Source organism: Streptomyces sp. NPDC001153 (genome assembly GCF_053598315.1).
The window spans coordinates 1-18,966 of the sequence record NZ_JBSFJZ010000031.1 but is presented as its reverse complement, the minus strand read 5'-3'; the positions used below and the strand labels follow the sequence as shown (position 1 = coordinate 18,966).

20 protein-coding genes and 1 pseudogene are annotated in these 18,966 nt (G+C 68.4%); 6 read left to right on the top strand and 15 right to left on the bottom strand.

The window, feature by feature from the left end:
• Positions 1-125 precede the first annotated feature (125 nt).
• The 3 genes from ACWDEN_RS30765 (at position 126) to ACWDEN_RS30755 (ending at position 2,912) form a co-directional block, all read left to right on the top strand.
• Positions 126-302, top strand: a complete 177-nt coding sequence (locus ACWDEN_RS30765) for an ester cyclase (protein ID WP_450861058.1) — start codon at positions 126-128, stop codon at positions 300-302.
• A gap of 696 nt (positions 303-998) precedes the next feature.
• The gene (locus ACWDEN_RS30760; RefSeq protein ID WP_450861056.1) at positions 999-2,195 is read left to right on the top strand and encodes an epoxide hydrolase family protein; all 1,197 of its coding nucleotides are present in this window, start codon (positions 999-1,001) and stop codon (positions 2,193-2,195) included.
• Between the two features lie 378 nt (positions 2,196-2,573).
• The gene (locus ACWDEN_RS30755; RefSeq protein WP_450861054.1) at positions 2,574-2,912 is read left to right on the top strand and encodes a hypothetical protein; all 339 of its coding nucleotides are present in this window, start codon (positions 2,574-2,576) and stop codon (positions 2,910-2,912) included.
• Between the two features lie 679 nt (positions 2,913-3,591).
• Here the strand turns inward: ACWDEN_RS30755 and ACWDEN_RS30750 are convergent.
• The 15 genes and pseudogenes from ACWDEN_RS30750 to nhaA all read right to left on the bottom strand — a co-directional run bounded on the left by ACWDEN_RS30750 (position 3,592) and on the right by nhaA (position 16,095).
• Entirely contained in the window at positions 3,592-3,921 is a 330-nt protein-coding gene (locus ACWDEN_RS30750) for a hypothetical protein (protein WP_450861052.1), read from the bottom strand.
• A gap of 73 nt (positions 3,922-3,994) precedes the next feature.
• Entirely contained in the window at positions 3,995-4,864 is an 870-nt protein-coding gene (locus tag ACWDEN_RS30745) for an IS5 family transposase (RefSeq protein WP_450861181.1), read from the bottom strand.
• Between the two features lie 331 nt (positions 4,865-5,195).
• Positions 5,196-5,705 (bottom strand): isochorismatase family protein, encoded by a 510-nt coding sequence (locus ACWDEN_RS30740; RefSeq protein WP_450861050.1) that lies wholly within the window; start codon positions 5,703-5,705, stop codon positions 5,196-5,198.
• Positions 5,706-5,982: 277 nt separating this feature from the next.
• Complete coding sequence (locus ACWDEN_RS30735; protein WP_450861048.1) at positions 5,983-7,143, bottom strand: oxygenase MpaB family protein; 1,161 nt, start codon at positions 7,141-7,143, stop codon at positions 5,983-5,985.
• Positions 7,144-7,240: 97 nt separating this feature from the next.
• Positions 7,241-8,296 (bottom strand): polyprenyl synthetase family protein, encoded by a 1,056-nt coding sequence (locus ACWDEN_RS30730; protein WP_450861179.1) that lies wholly within the window; start codon positions 8,294-8,296, stop codon positions 7,241-7,243.
• Positions 8,286-8,564: a polyprenyl synthetase gene (locus ACWDEN_RS30725; RefSeq protein WP_450861046.1), complete on the bottom strand. Its 279-nt coding sequence runs from the start codon at positions 8,562-8,564 to the stop codon at positions 8,286-8,288. The genes ACWDEN_RS30730 and ACWDEN_RS30725 overlap by 11 nt, the downstream gene beginning before the upstream one ends.
• Before the next feature lie 224 nt (positions 8,565-8,788).
• On the bottom strand, positions 8,789-9,340 hold the full coding sequence (locus ACWDEN_RS30720; RefSeq protein WP_450861044.1) for a hypothetical protein: 552 nt from the start codon (positions 9,338-9,340) through the stop codon (positions 8,789-8,791).
• A gap of 225 nt (positions 9,341-9,565) precedes the next feature.
• A pseudogene (locus tag ACWDEN_RS30715) lies at positions 9,566-9,859 on the bottom strand (IS5/IS1182 family transposase); the annotation flags it as partial.
• Positions 9,860-9,962: 103 nt separating this feature from the next.
• Complete coding sequence (locus ACWDEN_RS30710) at positions 9,963-10,376, bottom strand: hypothetical protein (RefSeq protein ID WP_450861042.1); 414 nt, start codon at positions 10,374-10,376, stop codon at positions 9,963-9,965.
• Positions 10,377-10,721: a hypothetical protein gene (locus ACWDEN_RS30705; protein WP_450861040.1), complete on the bottom strand. Its 345-nt coding sequence runs from the start codon at positions 10,719-10,721 to the stop codon at positions 10,377-10,379.
• 84 nt (positions 10,722-10,805) lie between these two features.
• A complete protein-coding gene (locus ACWDEN_RS30700) occupies positions 10,806-11,204 on the bottom strand; it encodes a hypothetical protein (protein WP_351623419.1) in 399 nt (132 codons plus the stop codon).
• A gap of 9 nt (positions 11,205-11,213) precedes the next feature.
• The gene (locus ACWDEN_RS30695) at positions 11,214-11,393 is read right to left on the bottom strand and encodes a hypothetical protein (protein WP_450861192.1); all 180 of its coding nucleotides are present in this window, start codon (positions 11,391-11,393) and stop codon (positions 11,214-11,216) included.
• Between the two features lie 134 nt (positions 11,394-11,527).
• Positions 11,528-12,385: a hypothetical protein gene (locus tag ACWDEN_RS30690; RefSeq protein WP_450861038.1), complete on the bottom strand. Its 858-nt coding sequence runs from the start codon at positions 12,383-12,385 to the stop codon at positions 11,528-11,530.
• A gap of 249 nt (positions 12,386-12,634) precedes the next feature.
• On the bottom strand, positions 12,635-13,585 hold the full coding sequence (locus tag ACWDEN_RS30685) for a site-specific integrase (RefSeq protein WP_450861036.1): 951 nt from the start codon (positions 13,583-13,585) through the stop codon (positions 12,635-12,637).
• A gap of 629 nt (positions 13,586-14,214) precedes the next feature.
• Complete coding sequence (gene nhaA / locus ACWDEN_RS30680) at positions 14,215-16,095, bottom strand: Na+/H+ antiporter NhaA (RefSeq protein ID WP_450861034.1); 1,881 nt, start codon at positions 16,093-16,095, stop codon at positions 14,215-14,217.
• Between the two features lie 431 nt (positions 16,096-16,526).
• Here nhaA and ACWDEN_RS30675 point away from each other — a divergent pair, with 431 nt between their 5' ends.
• The 3 genes from ACWDEN_RS30675 (at position 16,527) to ACWDEN_RS30665 (ending at position 18,923) form a co-directional block, all read left to right on the top strand.
• Positions 16,527-17,288, top strand: coding sequence for an enoyl-CoA hydratase/isomerase family protein (locus ACWDEN_RS30675; RefSeq protein ID WP_450861033.1), 762 nt, complete (start codon positions 16,527-16,529; stop codon positions 17,286-17,288).
• A 10-nt stretch (positions 17,289-17,298) separates the two neighbouring features.
• Positions 17,299-18,108 (top strand): maleylpyruvate isomerase family mycothiol-dependent enzyme, encoded by an 810-nt coding sequence (locus ACWDEN_RS30670; RefSeq protein ID WP_450861031.1) that lies wholly within the window; start codon positions 17,299-17,301, stop codon positions 18,106-18,108.
• Positions 18,109-18,215: 107 nt separating this feature from the next.
• Positions 18,216-18,923, top strand: a complete 708-nt coding sequence (locus ACWDEN_RS30665; RefSeq protein WP_450861029.1) for an SDR family oxidoreductase — start codon at positions 18,216-18,218, stop codon at positions 18,921-18,923.
• Positions 18,924-18,966 lie beyond the last annotated feature (43 nt).

The window sequence follows — 18,966 nt, the reverse complement described above, 5'->3', positions numbered from 1 at the left end:
CAGCGCGACAACGGCCGCAGCATCCACCTCGTCCGCCGCCCCGGCCATTCACTCGGTCACCTCGCCGGGCCACCAGGCGCCCGCCAAGAACTCCAAGGCGATGCTCGACGCCTGGCTGCGCCTGTGTGCGCTGGACGGCCACCGGCACCTACGCCGGCGGCTTCCCAGGCGCCAAGGCCCAGCCCGGCACGACCGTCACTTTCACCGGTACCGACACCCTGCGCGTCAATGACGGCAAGTTTGTCGAGTACTGGCTCAACTCCGACACCCTCCAGCTCCTCACCCAGCTCCACGCACTGTAAGCACCAGCCTTCCGCTGCTCCGCCGCCCTCCCAGCCGCACGGCAACGAGGGCGGCTGTGCGATGAGTTCCAGCTTGCCCGCGCGGGCGGCGGCGAGAGCCTGGCCGCGCTCGGGGAACTGGAGCTGCAGGTCGGTGATGCGCCGAGCGGTCCGGGACGCGAGATAGCGGCTGAAGGCTTCGTGGCTGTCGGGAGCGAAGCGCCACGCGATCTTCCGCAGCGCGGTACGGCCGACGTCGTCTAGGACAGGCGTCGACTTGGTGGTGCGGCTGCGGGCGATGGTCGCCATGACACGGGCTCGGTGAGCGGCGGCCAAGGCGGCGGGCGGAATGGACAGTCCCGGCGGACGTGTCGTAGCGGGCGGCATCGTCCGGTGGTCGGGAGCCGCGTCGAGCCGAGTTGCGTGTATACGGAGAGGTACATACCGTTGCAGTAAGTTCATGACGGTGTCCACGGACGAGGGTTCGCACTGCCCGCGGCGCACACACCGAGGCGTGTGAGTATCGCGCCGGATCCCCGATGCACCTATCGCAACCACTCTCGGAAGAGAGAGGTACGACCTGAGGAGATCCACGTGCCGGTCTTTTCCCGGGAGTGCTCTCGGCGAAGGTTCATCGTCGCTTCCAGCGCCGCGGTGACCGCGGTGACCGTGGCGGCTGCGGGAGACCTCGGTTCTTCCGTCCGGAATCCGGCCGCGGTGAACGAGCGCGTCGCTGTCCGCCCCTTCCGCATCAGTGTCCCGGAGCAGGTCCTGACCGATCTGCGACGGCGCATCACCGAGACGCGGTGGCCCGACCGTGAGACCGTCACGGACCAGTCTCAGGGTGTGCAGTTGGCGACGTTGAAGGAACTCGCGCACTATTGGAGGACCGCCTACAACTGGCGGAGGACCGAGGCCAGGCTGAACTCCCTGCCGCAGTTCCTCACCGAGATCGACGGTCTCGACATTCACTTCCTCCACGTCCGCTCGCGGCATCCGAACGCTCTGCCGATGATCCTTACGCATGGCTGGCCCGGCTCGGTCCTCGAATTCCTCAAGGTGATCGATCCGCTCACCGACCCGACGGCCCACGGAGGGCGCGCGGAGGACGCCTTCCATCTCGTCATCCCATCGATGCCCGGTTACGGCTTCTCCGAGAGACCGACCACCACCGGATGGGGCCCCGACCGGATCGCGCGCGCCTGGGCCGTACTTATGGAGCGCCTGGGATACGACTACTATGTTTCCCAGGGCGGCGACTGGGGAGCGGTCGTGTCGGACAAGATGGCGGTGCAACGACCCGCGGGCCTGCTCGGCATCCATGTCAACTTTCCGGCCACCGTGCCCGCGGACATCGCGAAGAGACTCGCTTGTGGCGATCCGGCTCCGAAGACGCTGTCCGTCGACGAGAGAGCGGCGTACGACAAGCTCGCTGCCTTCTACAAGACAGGTTCCGGCTACTCCGCCATGATGGTGACCCGCCCTCAGAGCGTGGGATACGGGCTGTCGGACTCGCCGGTCGGGCTGGCCGCTTGGATGTACGACAAGTTCGCCGCTTGGACGTACAGCGGAGGCGAGCCCCAACGGGTGCTCACCAAGGACGAGATGCTCGACGACATCACGCTGTACTGGGTGACGAACACGGCTGTCTCCTCCGCCCGCCTTTACTGGGAGAACAACGCAAACAACTTCAATGCCGTGTCAGTCTCCATACCGGCCGCGATCACCGTGTTCCCCGGTGAGATCTACCAGGCGCCGCGAAGTTGGGCCGAGCGTAGCTACCACGACCTCATCTACTTCAACAGAGCCCGCAGCGGGGGGCACTTCGCGGCCTGGGAAGTACCGGGGATCTTCAGCGAGGAGCTCAGGGCTGCCTTCCGGCAGCTGCGCCCCCGAGTCTCCGTCGGAAAGTAAGGGCCACACACCTGTGTCGTCCGCGTGGCGGCCACTGGTCACGGGGGGCGTGCGCACCCGTCGAACAGGGCAGTTGCGTAGCGGAGTTGCACCGAACTGTTCGGGCCACGGGGGTGCTCCTCGGTGCCGACTCGCCCACGGCTGCGGTCAAGAACGGACGGCGAGGTGCACCAGGCCGGTGCCTCCTCAGCGCCGTGGGGGTGTGTCAAATTAACGGCTCTGGCCCGTAGTCGGTGGTGGCGCCGAGTAGCGGTCAGGGCAGAAGGATGCGGTGGCGGAGGAGATCATCGGGTCCGGGGGCCGGATGCCCTCTGCGGCCGGGCGCGGCCGGCGCCCGGCAGGTGGCCGCGCGCGACGGGCGAGGCAGGGGCGGTGCCGATGGCGTGGAAGCGGAAGACGAACCCGGCGGGGTCGACGAACAACCTGCGCGGCGACGTGCTGCGCGTGATTGGTGTGCTTGAAGGTCGCTACCGTCGAACAGATCCAGCAGATGGCGCCCCGCACATGAGCTACCGGCACACCGACAAGGCCAAGCCCTCGGAGCGGAAGCAGGCCCGCACCGCTGCGCATCTCGGGGCGATCTCCGATCTGCGCAAGCACGGCCTGGTGGAGAACGGCGGGAAGACCTCGGGCGGGGACACCCTGCGCAACCTCACGCCCATTGTGACGTCGCGGCGTAGTTGGCAAATGAAGAAGTCGGCGGATGGTGGCCAGTGAAGTGTGACGCGCCGTAGTGGCACGGATGTCGCAGGCCTGTTGGCAAGTTGCCGTCACGGGGGGTGACTGACGTGCATGTCAACTGCAGCCGGTCAGTCTCCGGCGGGGCAGAGACTCGCTCAGGCGGAAGTAGACGTCTCCATGGCCGGGTATGTCCCGCACCGGATGAGGATCAGTTGCTGGCCTGTGTCGGAGCGTGCGCTGTCCACGCTGGCGCCGCCGTGGCGCCAGCGCAGAGTCTCACATCTGGTTGAGGGTGACCGGGAAGCCCTGGAGTTCAACGGGGGCGCTGTTCAGGTCGGTTCCGGGCGGGCCGAGAGGCACGGGCCTCAAGAGATTGAAGAGCAGGTTCTGCGGGAGGAACTGCGGAACGTCGGGTGCGAGCAGTTGGGCGGGCTGCGGCGTGGATACGACCAGTGGTCCGCCGCCTCCGGGCGCGTTGCTGAGGGTGAGGGTGTGAAGTCCAGGAAGACCAGCATCTGCGGCGTGGGCGGGGAGGCTGGGCCCATCCGCAGGACGCTGAGCGGGGTCACCTCGGTGTTCAATCGTTCCATGGTGACGGTACCGAGCTCCGGGCTGTTTGCCGTCATCGTGAGGCCGGTAACCGAGAGCGTGAGTCCATCGTGGTTGGAGGTTACGACGCGGAAGCGGAGCCCGCCCTTGAAATCTAGGGCGTGTTTTAGAAGTCGGTGACCTGTCTGGTTGGCCGTCCGGGGAAGTCGCGGGCGGCCATCCAGATGGTGAGGTCGCGGGCGATGTCGTTGATGCTCGTCGCCGTGGTGACCTCGTGCTCGCTGCGGGAGGTGTCACGGCGGACGATCTCGTAGCCGCCTTCGTCCAGGACGGCCACTGAGGCGAACCACACTGGATCGTCCTCTTCGGGCTGGACGACCACGAAGGTGTTGTCGGAGTTGTTGAGGTCACTGATCATCATGAACAGCGCGTCCTCTGAGGGGTCGTCGATGCGGTCGCCGTTTTCGCTGTCGGCGCCGTAGTACTGAGCCCCCATCGTTGTCTCTCCCTCGCCCGGTTCACTCTGGTCGCGGTCAGCATGGCACGTGGAACCGACAGCTCAGGGCCGGTCATAACCATTCGTCGATCGCGGCGATCAGGACGGTGGCTTCGAAGCGGACGGCGAGTTTGTCGAACCGGGTGGCGACCGCCCGGTTGCGCTTGAGCCGGTTGATCCCGCATTCGACCGCGTGCCGGGCCTTGTAATCCTCGCGGTCGAACGCCGGAGGCCGCCCGCCGGCCTTCCCGCGCCGTTTGCGGTTGGCTGCCTGGCCGGCGGGTTCAGGGATCGTGCACCGGATTCCCCGCTTGCGCAGGTAAGCCCGGTTGGCGCGGGAGGAGTACGCCTTGTCGCCTCGCACTCGCAGTGGGCGGACGCGGGGACGGCCGGGTCCGGTGCGGGGAACTCGGATGCCTTCCAGGACGGTAGCGAACTGAGGACTATCACCACGCTGACCTGCGGTGACCAGCAAAGACAGCGGCCGTTGGCCTTGCTCGCAGGCCAGATGGATCTTGGTGGTGAAGCCTCCCCGGGATCGGCCCAGACCGTGGTCGTCGGGCTCCATGCGGCTTCCGCCCGGCAGTTCCTTCTGGGCCTGGCCGTCGCGACGGGCGCCTGCGGCGTGCTGGTGGGCCCGGCAGATCGTGGAGTCGACGTTGACCTCCCACTTGATCAGCCCTGCCGCATCCGCCCGAGCCTGCAGTCCGGTCAGCAGCACAGGCCAGGTGCCGTCACGTTGCCAGCGGCGGAAGAGTCCGTAGACCGTCTGCCACGGCCCGTATTCCGACGGCAGATCCCTCCACGGAGCACCAGTCCGCACCCGCCACCGGATCCCGTCTATCAGCTTCCGCCGACCCAGCGACGGCCGGCCCGACACCGCGACCGGCAACAACGGCTCCAGCACGGCCCACTGCTCGTCAGAAAGATCCCCTCGCCCCACATCGAGATCATCACGGCACGGGACGAGGAACGGAGCCGACTTTGAAAACACGCGCCAGGCGCCAAAACTACTCAGCAGACAGGCGCACAACTCCGTCCGGAAGCGTGACACTTCCGCGAACGCATCCCGTAGGACACTCTGCTGCAGCAGACTCACGACTACGGCCTTCGCGGAAGTCCCGTCGACGGCCACCCAATGGGCGGCGGATCACCGGATGCCTGAACTGGCAGGGCCGTGCAGGGCTCCCGTTGCACGCGATCGGCCCCGGCCGTTTTCTTGAACCTGCGTCGCCGGAGCGGGAGCGACACTCACTTGGGGATGCCCGCAGGCGTCATCCGTCGAGGACGACGGGTTCGCCGGTGAGTGCGACGCCGGCTTTCGCGCCGTCCAGCGCGGTGGCCTTCACACAGTGGTCGGTGGCGATACCGACGACGTCGACATCGCTGACGCTGCGCGCGTGAAGCCAGTCGGCCAGGGCTGTGCCGTCCTTGGTCGAGCCTTCGAAGCCGCTCTTCGAGGCGGAGTGCGCACCCTTGTAGAAGACCTCGTCGACGGCACCGGAAGCCGCGGTAGGCGCGAAGTGCGGGTGGAAGGTGCTTCCCTCGCTGCCGGCCACGCAGTGCACGGGGAAGGAGTTTTGGTAGTCGGGGTGGTCGGAGAAGTGGCCGCCCGGATCGATGTGGTGGTCGCGGGTGGCGACGATGTGCGCGTACTTGCCGCCGGCGGAGCGTTTGACCATCTCGGCGATGGCGCGGGCTCGGTCGGCGCCGCCCTTCACCGGGACGCTGCCGCCCTCGCAGAAGTCCTTCTGCACATCGACGACGATCAGAGCACGGCGCACAGCGCAATCCCTTCCTCGCAGGAACCGTGCTCGTATGCCTGCCCGTCCGCTGGGAACGGACGCACCGCGGGCCCGTGATGCACCCCAACGGCCCAACGCGCACGTGCCCGGCCTTCGTGTCAGGCGAGTGCTGTCGGTTCGAGGCGGCTTCTCTTGTGAGGACGACCAGCGGTGGGGAGCCCCGGCCACCACTCCATGCTCGGCATCGCCCGCCTCCGCAACCTCACCCTCGCCGGCTCACCCCGAACGTGCCAGCGAAGGTTGAGCGACGTGGCGGTCAAGAGACTGTGGCGGCTGGTGGGGTCCATCGGCGGGTGCGGGGCATCGCGCTGGAGATGCCGTAGTCCTTCTTGAGCTGTTCGGGGATGGCGTAGTGCATGACGCGTCCGCGGGTGAGAGAGGACAGCTCGAAGACGGTCGTGAGGTGGCCGAGACGGTCCAGGGCCCAGGCTCCGAGGGGGGAGCGGTCCTCGATGGTCTCCAGGATGCCGAGGAGGTGGGGCACGGCCTTGACGACGGTGTCCCACGGGGTATGCGGCACGTTGAGCCAGTCGGCGCAGGTGTCGCCGATGAGGTAGCGGATGAGAGCCGAGACGATCGGGTCGAAGAAGGTGCCGGGCACGATCTCCTCGTAGAGGTCGATGAGCTGCCGGGTCAGTTGCGTGCCCTCTTCGGAGGGCCCCATGTGCCGGATCATGTACTGGTCGAGGAAGTGGCGGGCCTCGTCGAGCGTCTTGGGAACGGCCCTCTGGTCGACGCCGAGCATGGCACCGACCACCCGCCATGCGTAGTAGTAGGCTTCCGCGCCTTCCTGCGACATGTGGATGCCGAGGCGGTGCAGGCTGTCCAGCACGAGCAGGGAGAAGAACATCTGCCCGCCGATCATGTCCTCCTGACAGATCGGCACTCCCAGCGCGTCGGCGTCCCAGCGGTTCTCGCGCTTGAGGTGGTGGCGGATGGAGGCGTGCAGGAGGCGGACCTTCTGGGCGGCGGGGACGAAGCGGCTGCCGGCTTCGAAGGCGTCGGGCTGCATCAGGTAGACGGTGAACTGGCCCGTCTCTGCCATGCGTTTGGAGGGGTACTTGAGCCCGTGGGTGGCCGACAGCAGCTTCGCCACGTGCGGTACGACGTAGCAGGCGGGCATGGAGGCGAAGGACAGCGCCGTGGAGATGTGCACGTTGTTGTCGATGAAGAACAGCCGGGCCTTCTCCATTTCCGACCAGTCCACCCAGGACGGCGGGATACGGGTGGCCTCGAGGTACTCGCGTGCCACGTCCGGCAGACCCTCTGGAAGGGGAGCGCCGGCGGTGGAGACGTAGCGCATCAGGGTGTTGAACGTGCCCACCTGGCCGCGTTCGAACAGTGCGGCGACGGTGGCGTCGGCGAGTTCGTCACCGGCCTGCCGCAGGGCGTCCATCGATGCCTCGGTGCATGTCATGGCGGGGCTCCTTGTCTTCCACGGGATCGTCCATGAGCGGCGGGAGGGGCAGGGGCCGGAGATGGCAGCGGGGTTGCGCCACCTCGGGTGCACCGGGTCAACAGAGGCGGTCCGCCGCCGACTGCGCCAGCGCGGTCAGGGCAGCGGCGGCGTGCGCGGGGGCATCCAGCTCGTGAAGGGCGCCGAGCGCCTCCTCGACTCGTGTGCTGATCATGGCCTCGATGCGGTCGGGTGCCTTCAGTCTGCGCATCACCTCGCGGACCGCGTTCAGAGCATCCGCGTTAAGGCGGCGACGGCCCAGCAGGGCGTCCAGCCTCTTACGGTCGTCGTCGCCGGCGAGGCGCCAGGTCTCTGCCAGCAGCGCGGTGGGCCGGTGGCCGCGTAGGTCGTCGGTGTTGGCTTTGCCGGTGCGTTCCGGGTCTCCGAACAGGCCGAGCAGATCGTCCCGCAGCTGGAACGCCTCGCCCAGCGGCAGCCCGTACGCGGAGTAGCCCTCACGCAGCCGCGCGCCGGCCCCGGCCAGAGCACCGCCGATCAGCAGGGGCTGCTCGACGGTGTATTTGGCGGTCTTGTAGCGGACCACCTTCAGTGACGCCTCGGTGTCCGGGCCGGCTCCGGTGCGCAGGATCTCCAGGCACTCGCCCGCGACCAGTTCGCGGGCCATCACCGACCACAGGGGGCGGGCGCGGGCGAGGTAAACGGCGGGCAGGCCGCTGGTGGCGAACAACTGCCCAGCCAGTGCCATCAGCAGGTCACCCGCCAGCATCGCCAGCGACCTCGCGGCTGCCTCACCTCGCGGACGACGCCGTACAGCGCCGCGTAGAGCGGCATGGGCCGTGGGCCGCCCGTGCCGCAGCGGGCTGTCGTCGATGAGGTCGTCGTGCACGACCGCGGCGGCGTGCACCAGCTCCATGGACGCCGCCGCCCGCACCAGCGCGTCGCTGTCCGGCTGCCCGGCCGCGCGCCAGCCCCAGTAGCAGAACGCCGCGCGCAGCCGTTTGCCGTCCGCGACCGCGGCCTCCAGCTGCTCGGCCACCGGGGCAAGGAGCGGATCGATCGCGGCGAACCGGTCGGCCTCCTGGGCGACGATACGGCGCACCACCTCATCGATACGGATCTTGAACGCGGCCAGCTCCCACCGGTCAGTCATCAGCAGCGGTCTTCCGGGCAAGGGCATGCCGGGCCAGGACCTCCAGGTGAGCCGGCGGGACGGCCGCGTACCGGTCCAGCACCAGGCGCCCACGCGCCGCGAGGTCGTGCTCGGCCTGCGCCGCCAGCTCAGCAGCGTCCGAGCGGCGCAGCAGCCTTCGCACCGCCCCCATGGCCGAACCCAGTGTGCTCACCGCCAGATCGGCCAGCCCGGCCACCAGCAGCACCGCCTGCTCGTCCAAGCCCCCGCGCCGTCCCACGTCTCGCGTCATGCTCTTCCCCCACCCACAGCACACCCCTGCGGCACCGGTCACGCGCCGTCCGCTCGAGCATCGCGTCACCCCAGGCGCGAACACGGAAGAATTCACGATCGAGTGATCACATCGATCGGCCGTACGGATCATCCCTGCTGCAGTCCCGCGCCCCATGCCAAGCAACGACCAAATGCTTGAGCTCTAGGGTCCGTCTTCAATGATCATCGCGCGGTGGATCACGGTCAGGTGATACGTCGCCATGAACTCACCGACCAGGATTGGGAGTTACTCGCTCCGCTGATACCACGAGCCGACACGCTCGTGGCTGCGCCAAAGATCTCTTCAAGCGGTTCCGGGGTCAGGCGCAGCTTTTGCCGGCACGAGGCGATGCTGCTCAGCGCCCATGCTCTGACGGCGTCCCTGTCTCGCACCATTCCCACCAGTTCTCGCGCGGTCTGCTGTGCGGCGTCCATCCAAGGGGCGAGGGGGTCCTCGTCGAGGACCGCAGCGAACCATTGCTGCGCGAGTGAAACGTCCCCAACGAGCGCCGCCGCGACCCCGGCGTTCCACGGATCCCACAACCACCCACGCCTGACTGGCTGAGCAGCCAAGTTGCTCGCCACCGATTCAAGGTCGGGGAACTGAGCTCGGAGCTTTTGCACATGGGTTTGCGCACGGAGTGCGAGCTCATCTGCCACCGGCGAGAACTGCTCATCACTGCGGTAGTCCTCGGTTCCACTCAGCTGATCACTGACATTGAACGCGAAGTGATCAAGGTCCTGCCACAGCCACATGGCTCCGACCTGCAGACCGCTGCCCTGGCTCCACCTGGGCGAAGGGAACTCGACAAGCCCCAGCCACCAGCCATGATCGTCCAGCCAGAGGCGAGACTGGCCACGCTGACGGAGACCCAAGGGGCGGATCCGGGTCCTGGCGGCCGCTGCTACCAGCCGCGACGCAGGAGAAGTAGGAGCCATGACGGCATTCTCCTCCAGCCACCATCGTGGCCTACGGGCACCTGATCGCGCCCCCGGTTTGACGACAGACCCTAGCGGAGTGCCGTGCCGGTCGACGATTACATGGTGCTTGGAGCCTGGACGCGCACGGTCGACAGGTGAGGGTCCGACATGGTCTCCCCCTTTCAGGGCGCGGACGTGGGAGCCGTCCACCGCCGCGTCGTCCATCGCGAGCAGTCCCAACGCCCGCAATTCACCGAGGAGAGCGTTGTGGAGGCGGGGCCAGACACCGGCCTCGGTCCAGTCCCGAAGCCGACGCCAACTGGTCACCCCTGAGCAGCCGACGACCTGAGAAGGTCATCAGGAACAAGATCGGCAGACACTCCGCAGATCCTGCCCCGATGCACCATCAGCCGGTAGTCGATACATCGACCGGTGCCTGAGACGGTTCACTCGCCCCTCAGTTCCCGAAAGCCGGATACCCCGGCAGCGGGGCCACCTCCCAGCCTCCGGCGACCTGACGCAGCAGCAACTGCATTGTGTCCGCGAGGGCTGGGAACTCCTCCAGCCTGCTCGCCATCTCCCAGCGATGCCTCAGCACCTGGCGCCTCGTCGGGGCCGGACGTCGAGTCCGATGGAGCAACCCATCCTCAACGGTGCGAGGCAGTAGACGCACCGTCGCCTCCACCGTCCAGACCGCTATGGCCTGCCGCATGCCGGCTTGCCACACCTCATCCTCGGCCAGTGCCGGGTACACGCCGACGACCTCCTTGCGATACGCCTGCTCGATCTCCCCGGCCATCCTGGCCGGCAGGTTGAAGACGCACCAGCAGCTGGAGAACGGCATCCGGCAGTACGCGGCCGTCAGGAACACCTACTGGTAGCAGGCCGCCTCGAAGTCGATCAGCCGTAGCCCATGAGAGGTGAGCAGGTTGTTGTCAGGACAGGTGTCGCCCGGGGTAAAGGCTGGATACTCCTCCCCACCTGCTGTCCCGATCCGAGCCACCTCCTCGGAAAGACCCGGAGGAGCTGCGATTCCGGCGCCGTCGAGCAGCGTGAGCAGAGTAGTGGCGTTGTGCGCGATCCACGGCTCGTCCTCCCAGGACAGCAAGCCCTTGTCGTACCGGGACCACAGCCGCTTGAAATCGGCGCGCCGGTGCAACGATTCGGCGGCCAGCCTCCCCAGCCCGCGGGCCCAGAACCCGAGTTTCGACAGCACCGGGCCGACTGGGGACGTTCCCCCTTGACCAAGGACTCGGAGACGGTAAGAGCCCGCAGCCAGGCAGGGGCGCGCCGTGCTGGACTACGTACGGACCTGCCACCACCGGTCTGCCTCAGCGCGAGTCACTTCGGCGTCGTACTGGCTGGCGTCAAAGTGGAACTCCGGCGGCGGGGAGGCGGGGGCGTGCGGAACCTCCCAGTCCGACCACTGCACGATGTCCCCGAACCGTTGCACGACGACGGACAGGAAACCGCAGCAACTGCCGGTGCACTCCGGTTCCCCCAACTCCAGACGGCGTGCCTCGCTGGTCGCCCGCAGGAGGCTGGGCCGGCCAGCAGGCAGCATGTCAGCCGCGAATGGCCCATGGCCGCCCTCGTCGACCGCCCCTTCGATCACGTCCTCGCCGTTGACCCGGAACCGCAACTGGGCAGCGAACCGGGGTCCCGGCGGCACCACGCGGATCTCCAACCGATCGAACATCAGACCACCTTATGGGGCGCGCTGAAGTCGGCCCAACTCGTCTATTGCGAGAAGGTCCACGTGGCCGTAGCGGGCAATGGTCTTGGTCAGCCGGGCAATGGTCTTGGTCAGCTGCTTCTCGTCGGCGGCTTCGACGAGTTCGTTGACGAGCTTGGTGGCCAGGACGTACTTGACCCGGAACCTGGCCATCGCGGCCTCGGGAGAGCGCCGAGCCGGATTTCTCCCGGCCGATGGCGGTGAGAAACGAGAGCGGCTCGTGCGGGCGTGTCGGCCGTTCACCCCATCCGGCTCTCTGTGGCGGTCGGACAGCCCCAGGAAGCCGTTCAGCCGCCGGTGAAGTACGACGGCGTGCGGACTCGCATGGTGCTGGCGAGCTTTCGAAGAACGGCGCTGCTCACTGGGGGAGTGCGGGCTTGGAGGACTGCGACACCGTCGCCGACCCGGGTGAAGTACTCGACGTACTCGTGGTTCGACCACCGCCACACTCCAGGAGCCACCGGGGTGCAGGCGGGTGACGGCACGGGGTAGACGCTGGTGAGCGCGGCGCAGTGGGAGGGTGGGGTGAAACCCGGCTGTACGGGGCCGACGGTCACCTGGATCTCCTGGTGGAGCTCGTCCATGGTGTTCGCGCCCCTGCCCAGGCTGTCGGGTGAGAATCGGTAGTAGAAGGTGGCCTCGTCTCCGGCTGTCGACCCGTTGGTGCCAACGCCGTTCAGGTGGTAGCCCGTGGGCAGTTGTGGCCCGAGCAGGGGGACACGGGCATCGGCCAGTTCCTTGTCCTGCTCGCTCCGGGCGAGCTGTGTGGTGGCAAGTGAGTCGAGTGGCATCAGCAGGACCAGGGCGAGGGCCGCGGCTGCTCGCGGCCACAGCGGCCTGCGCGACTGGGTGAACCAGGCCGCGAGGGCGAACGCAGCCGCGCATAAGGCGGGTTGGATGTACTGCGTGCCACCAGGGAGCGACCGGACCACGTTGATGCTCCGGACCAGATACCAGCCGATGCCGGTGCCGAGCAGAGCGGTGAGCCAGGCCGGCCGGATTGCGAGGATGCGCAAGGCTGCCCAGGTGAGGAGGAAGGTCAGGAAGGGCACGAGGTAGGACCACAGGACGGCGAAGCCGAGGCAGCCATAGCCCGGCGCGTTTTGGCAGGCGCTGGAATCCAGCAACAGCCACGTCGCAAGCACGGAACTGGCCACCGCGGCAAGCCCGACCCCTGCAGCCTGTGCCGCACGCTTCACATGCCGCGACCGCTTCACAGCCACCGGTTCGACCAGCGCAGTGCCCATCCTGTCCTCCCCCGACCTGTACCAGAGCGTAGTGGACCATCAGCCGCCGTGGCAGCCGGCCACCTCGTCGCGCGCAACACGGCCAGAGTGGAAGACCCAGCAGTGCCGGGGCAGCACCGGGGCTGCCCCCGTGCTCGCTCCACTGCTTCATCCGCTTCCACGCCCGCCAGCGGTGCGGTCCCAGCCCGAGCCGGTGAGCAGTCGGCCGCCCTGGCCGATGAACAGCGCCGGCGGATCCAGGCCGTCGCCCGTCTCCACTACGGTAATCCGGCGCAGGCCCGGCTTCATGTCCTTGATCACCCGGGTGGCCGTGACGCCCTCCAGGACCCCGCGGACCCGGGTGCCGTCCCCCTCGATCCGCTGGACCACGAACAGGTCGCGCACCTGGCGCCGCAGCGTGCGCTGCGCCGTCGCCACGATCTCCGGCCGCTCGAGCAGCAGATAGGGCTCCAGCAGTTCCATCGCGTCCCGGGGCACGTAGACCGTCCGCGGCCGTCCGTACTCCGCGCACGCCGCCAAGTCGACGTCCGCGACCGCGGACCGGCGGCCGCCTGACAGGCCGAGCTCGGGCAGCAGCAGGGTCGACCACTCCTGGATCCGCATCCCCGTCATCAGCGCCAGCTCCAACGCCGAGCGGTTGCGGTGCGGCCGCCATCCCCGGAAGCCCAAGTCCAGGCCGCCGCCCGGCTCCAGGCCGCCGAACCCGACGTCCCGGAAGAACAGGTACTGGTCAAGCTCCATGTGCCGGACCCGCGGATCCCGGCTCACCCCGCTGCCCAGGGACGCCCCGCGTCCCGTCGCCCGCCAGGGCCGCCCGCTCACGTAGCCGACCTGGGCCAAGTAGTCGTAGAGCCCGCCGATCGCGGCGGCGTCCCGATCCCAGGTGGCCTCGCCGACCGTCTCCTCGGCGTCCTCGCGCCGCCACCGCCGGAACTCCAGCATGTCGTTCTCGGTCGCCAGCCGCAGGTCCAGGCCCCGTGCTGCAAGGAAGTTGAGCAGCATCAAGACGGTGTAGGCATACGCCCGCATTGTCTTCACGTCCAGGCCCTGCTGGCTGATCACCCGGAACCAGCTCGACAGCGGCTCTACCGGGCGCATCGCCTCGTCCAGAGGAATCGGCGTGCCCGTCGGAACCCGTCGCCGTTCAAACAGCTCGCTCAGCTCGGCAGGGCGAACGCCGGCCACGTCCCCCACCCTCCAGACCTTCCGCCGGTCCGTGAAGAACAGCTGCACCGAGCCCCCAGAGCCAAGGCACCTCTCTGGATCGAGGAACCATTCAGCCGCCCTGCCTGACCAGCGCGGCAGCGGCCACACTCGGCTCTCAACGTCACCCGAAGGAGCGCTGAGATCACCCATGGACGACCGTGCCGTCCCGCACGATCGTCAACGTGTGCGGACCAGCCTCCATCCGCGTCCCGAGGAACGGGTTGTCCGGCCTCCACTGGACGGCCGGAGCGCAACGGACCACCGGGCCCCGCTCACCCAACGCGAGCGCGGCCCGCTCGCGTCTTCCTCGGAGTCCCTCCAACTCACGCGCTCACCCGCCGGCTGGAGTGCTCAGCCACAGCCGATCACATCACGACTGTGGCTGTTCACGTTAGTTGGCAGGTGCGGTGGGTGGTTTCTGCAGGTCGCCGTGATCCAGTTGGCGGGTCCTGTTCATGTTGGATGGCGGCTTGTGATCTGTGTCAGCCCGAGTTGCGGCGAGGTCCCTCTGCCGTGGTTCGTCAGGCAGTGACGGAGGCGCGTTCGCGGGCGGCGCGGACAGCGGCGGTGAGGCTGGTGAGGTCGTAGGCGCCGTGGTGTCTGCGGCCATTGATGAAGAAGGTGGGGGTTCCGGCCACGCTGCTGAGGTCGGCCGATTCGACGTTCTGGGCGATGCGGGCTGCACCGGTGTGGGCGCGCATGTCTCGTTCGAAGCGCTCGGTGTCCAGTCCGATGGCGGCAGCGTGGGCGTGCAGGTCTTCGATGCGGAGGGCTTCCTGGTCGCTGAGCAGCAGGTCGTGCATGTCCCAGAAGCGGCCCTGGCGTGCAGCTGCCTCGGAGGCTTCGGCGGCGAGTTGTGCGTGGATGTGCACGTCGGTGAGGGGCAGGTGGCGCCATACGTAGCGCAGGTCTCCGAAGTCGGTGAGGAGTTCACGGACGACGGGCTCGGCCTGTCCGCAGTACGGGCATTCGTAGTCTCCGTACTCCACGACGGTCACAGAGGCGTTGTGTGGGCCTCGGATGTGATCGTGGTCGGGGTCGACAGGCACGGCCAGGTCGGTGATCGTCTCCGCCTTCCCGAACAGGGTCCGGAGCCGCAACGGAGGTGGTAGAAGGCCGATTGCCGCGGTGACGAGCCTGGCTGTCAGGAAGGAGCAGACCAGTGTGGCGAGGATGCCGAGCTTGGCCTGGTCGAGGCGTGCACCGTGGAAGGCGAGGGTTGCGATGAGCAGGGAGACGGTGAACCCGACTCCGCACAGCGCGCCGCCGGCGGTTGCCGCTCCCCAGCCGACGGGGAGGCGCAGCCGCCCGTGGGAGGCGAGCGTGGTGAGCGCACAGGCCCCGACGATGCCCAGTGGTTTGCCGAGGACGTAGGCGATGAGAATGCCCAGGGTGACACGAGAGGTGAAGGCTCGTGCCAATTGGTCGCCGCTGATCTCGATGCCGGCGTTGGCCAGGGCGAACAGCGGGACGACCAGGTAGCTGGTCCAGGGGTGGTAGAGGCGTTGCAGGCGGTCGTTGGGGGAGATGGCCGAGGCGATGCCGGCGCGGACGGACCGCTCCAGCTCTGGGGTGGGTTGCTCGCGGAACAGCCGGAACAGGCCGCTCGCGTGTTCCAGGTCGGCGCGCGAGGCGGGGTAGGCGTAGGTGAGCAGCCCCAGGGCGAGACCGATCACGACCGGGTCCACACCCGACGCGAGCAGGGCGACCCAGGCGACAACGCCCAGCAGCGCGTACACGCTGCCGTGGCGTACGCCGAGCCGTCGAACGAGCAGGACGAGTGCGAGGGCGCCGATGGCGGCGATGAGTGCGGGCACGGTGATGCGGCCGCTGTAGACGAATGCGATGACGCCGAGGGCGAGAAGGTCATCGACCACGGTCAGCAAGAGGATGAAGACCCGCAGTCCGGGCGGCATGCCGCGGCCCACGACGGCCAGCACGCCCAGGGCGAACGCGGTGTCGGTGGACATGGCCGCACCCCAGCCCTGCTCGCTGCCGTGGCCGGCGTTGATGGCGAGGTAGAGGGCGATGGGCACGATCATGCCGCTGAGCCCCGCGACGAGCGGCAGCGCGAGCCGCTTGCGCTCGCGTAGTTCCCCCATGTCGAACTCACGGCGGGCCTCCAGACCGACGACGAAGAAGAAGAGCGTCATCAGGCCGCTGTTGACCCACGCGCGCAGGCCGAGCGAGATCCCGTACGTTCCGAAGCGGACAGACAGGCGGGTGTCCCAGAACGACGTGTATGCCGAGGGTGCCGCGTTGGCCCAGACGAGTGCGGCGAGCGCCGCGGCGACCAGGACGGCGGCGCCGCCGGTCTCGGTGTGCAAGAAGGCGCGCAGCGGGGAACGCGATCCGCTGCCGCACACCGTCTGGCCTGTGTAAGCGTCTGATTCACGGGACACGGGCCAGATTCTCATTCCAGGCGTGGCTACACGCCTGCGGACGGAGAGCCGGTGTGTCGGCCGGCGCGTGTAGCAGTCAGGCAGGCTCTGGTTCATGGCAGCGGCAACGGCCGGGGGCGCGGGGGCATCACGGGCTTGGCCCAGGCACTGGACGAGCGGCCCGGCATACCCCGCGCGCAGCACTCGTCCGGTGCATCCGCCACGAGGTGCCGACTGGAACGAGGGAAGATCGCTTGCGCCGGTCACCCAGTCCACCACCGTGTAGAAGCAAGCGTCGCCTGATCGAAGTCCGGCCTCACCAGAAAAGTCACTTATGGCCGTCCTCGGCAGAGGGTCTGGCCACCGGGTACAGATCGGGCAGGCAGGGAGGTTGTCTGGGCACAAGGACGCAACGCCCACGGACGCGTCCACGGACCAAGGAGTAGACCGTGATGAGCGGAACCCCTGCCTATTTCACCGCCTTCCCCGCCCTGGCGATGAGCCGGACCCCCTCCGGGGTGCTCACCCTGCGATTCCATACCGATCAGGGCCCCGCGACCTTCACCGGTCGGCTGCACACCGACTTCCCCCGCGCGCTGTACGAGATCGGTGAGGACCGGGACAACCGGGTGCTGGTGATCACCGGTACCGGTGACCGCTTCATGACCGATATCGACGGCGCGAGCCTGGGTGACATCACCAAGCCCGCCGAGTGGGACCGCACCCTCAGTGAGGGCCGCCGCGTCATGCAGCGGCTGGCGGACCTGGAGATGCCGATCGTCGCCGCCGTGAACGGCCCTGCCTCGGTACACAGCGAGTACGCCCTGCTCGCCGACATCGTCGTGGCCGCCGACACCACCCTCTTCAGCGATTTCCCGCACCTGACCTTCGGGATCGTTCCCGGCGACGGCATCCACATCGTCTGGGAGGATGCGCTGGGTCTGAACCGCGCCCGCCATCTCGCCCTCACCCAGGGCTCCTTCACCGCCGAACAGGCCGAACGTTGGGGCGCGGTGGCCGAGGTGCTGCCTTTGGACAAGGTCCTTCCCCGCGCCCAGGAGCTGGCCGAGACCCTGGCCGCCCGGCCGCAGCTGTTGACTCGCTACCTGGCTGTCACCCTGCGTCAGCGCATCAGCCGCCGGATCGCGGAAGGCACCCAGCTCGGCATGGCCCTGGAGGGCCTGACCGCGGCCGATCTCGCCCACCAGGGCTGAGAGGCCGGCCATGACGACTGAAGCGACCATGCAGCACACGACTCCCCTGGAACACTGGCTGGCGGCACTGCACGCCAGCTCGGACCGGCTCAACACCGCTGTCGGGAACCTGTCCGACGAGGACCTGTCCCGACCGTCCTTCGCCGACGGATGGAGCATCGCCCAGGTCCTGTCCCACCTGGGCAGCGCCGCCGAGATCTGCACCACCCTGGTGGAACGCGGCCTCAAGGGCGACACGAGGGGCCCGCAGCGCGAAGACCTCCTGCCCGTATGGGATCGCTGGGACGCCCTGCCCGGGCCGGCACAGCGTGCAGCCTGGCAGGAAACCGACGCGCGCCATCTGCACCTGCTGGACGGGCTCACCACCGACCAACGCGAGAGTCTTCGCGTGCCGTACTTCAGCGGACTGCTCGGCCTCGCCGACTATGCCGGATACCGGCTCTCCGAACAGTCCTTGCACGCCTGGGACATCACGGTGGCCCTGACCCCGACCTCGACGATTCCCGCGCAGGAGGTGGAACTCCTGTGGCAGCGTGTCGACCTGGTGGCCACCCGCTTCCGGGACGCGGAAAGCCTGTCCCGGCTCGGCCCCCGCCAGTTCGCGGTGGAAGTCACCGATCCGCAGCGCATGTTGCTGCTCGATCTGGACACCGAACTGCACATCTACCCGTGCGAGCCCGCCGAACCGGCCGGAACCGTGTCGGGGACCGCCGAGGCGGTGCTTCGGCTGGTCTACGGCCGCAATAGGCCACAGGACGGTGTCACGGTCACCGGCGCCGCCACGCTCGACGATCTTCGATCGCTGTTCCCCGGATACTGAACCCGTCCACACAGCCCCGCCAAGGCGCCGCCGGGAAGCAGATCCCCGGCGGCGCCGATCGGCGTGAGGCCATGCGCCCCGCACACGCCTTGAGGAGACCCGAAGCCGTGATTTCCAGAAGAGTGCTGATCTCCGGCGCTTCACGAGGCATCGGCCGCGCGCTGGCCGACCGCCTGGACGCCGCCGGCCACCGCCCCGTCGGGCTGGCCCGCTCGGCCCCACCGGACTTCCCCGGCGACTTCCACACCGTCGACCTCGCCGACCGCGCTGCCACCGCGCGCACCCTCGACGCCGTCCTGCTTGGCGGGGCCGTCGATGCCGTGGTCAACAACGTCGGGATCGTCCGCCCCGCCCCGCTGCCCGCCGTCGGTCTGGACGACCTGCAGGCCGTGTACGACCTGACGGTCCGCACCGCCGTGCAGCTGACCCAGGCGGTGCTGCCCGGCATGACCGCGCAACGCTGGGGACGGATCATCAACGTCACCAGCCTGGTCACCGTCGGCCTGCCCGAGCGCACCTCGTACGGCGCCGCCAAGGCCGCGCTGGACTTCTGCACGCGTGCCTGGGCGGGCGAGCTCGCCGGCGCGGGGATCACCGTCAATTCGGTTGCCCCCGGGCCGACCGAAACCGAGCTGTTCCGTGAGAACAACCCGCCCGGATCGCCCGGTGAGGCCCGCTACCTCGCCGGTGTCCCGGCCGGTCGGCTGGCCCAGCCCCGGGAACTCGCCGCCGCCGTCTGCTTCCTGCTCTCCGATGACGCCGGGTTCATCACCGGCCAGATCTTGCGCGTCGACGGCGGCGCGAGCGTGGGATGACTGATCCGACGGCGAAGCGCCCCGCGTCCTGGACGACCAGGAC

Bases quoted from the DNA above. Each gene is read 5' to 3' on its own strand.
- ACWDEN_RS30755 (WP_450861054.1), top strand. From the start codon at position 2,574: ATGGCGTGGAAGCGGAAGACGAACCCGGCGGGGTCGACGAACAACCTG.
- ACWDEN_RS30750 (WP_450861052.1), bottom strand. From the start codon at position 3,921: ATGGGGGCTCAGTACTACGGCGCCGACAGCGAAAACGGCGACCGCATC.
- ACWDEN_RS30735 (WP_450861048.1), bottom strand. From the start codon at position 7,143: ATGACATGCACCGAGGCATCGATGGACGCCCTGCGGCAGGCCGGTGAC.
- ACWDEN_RS30725 (WP_450861046.1), bottom strand. From the start codon at position 8,564: ATGACGCGAGACGTGGGACGGCGCGGGGGCTTGGACGAGCAGGCGGTG.
- ACWDEN_RS30720 (WP_450861044.1), bottom strand. From the start codon at position 9,340: ATGTGGCTGTGGCAGGACCTTGATCACTTCGCGTTCAATGTCAGTGAT.
- ACWDEN_RS30700 (WP_351623419.1), bottom strand. From the start codon at position 11,204: ATGTTCGATCGGTTGGAGATCCGCGTGGTGCCGCCGGGACCCCGGTTC.
- ACWDEN_RS30695 (WP_450861192.1), bottom strand. From the start codon at position 11,393: ATGGCCAGGTTCCGGGTCAAGTACGTCCTGGCCACCAAGCTCGTCAAC.
- ACWDEN_RS30685 (WP_450861036.1), bottom strand. From the start codon at position 13,585: ATGCGCCCGGTAGAGCCGCTGTCGAGCTGGTTCCGGGTGATCAGCCAG.
- ACWDEN_RS30675 (WP_450861033.1), top strand. From the start codon at position 16,527: ATGAGCGGAACCCCTGCCTATTTCACCGCCTTCCCCGCCCTGGCGATG.
- ACWDEN_RS30670 (WP_450861031.1), top strand. From the start codon at position 17,299: ATGACGACTGAAGCGACCATGCAGCACACGACTCCCCTGGAACACTGG.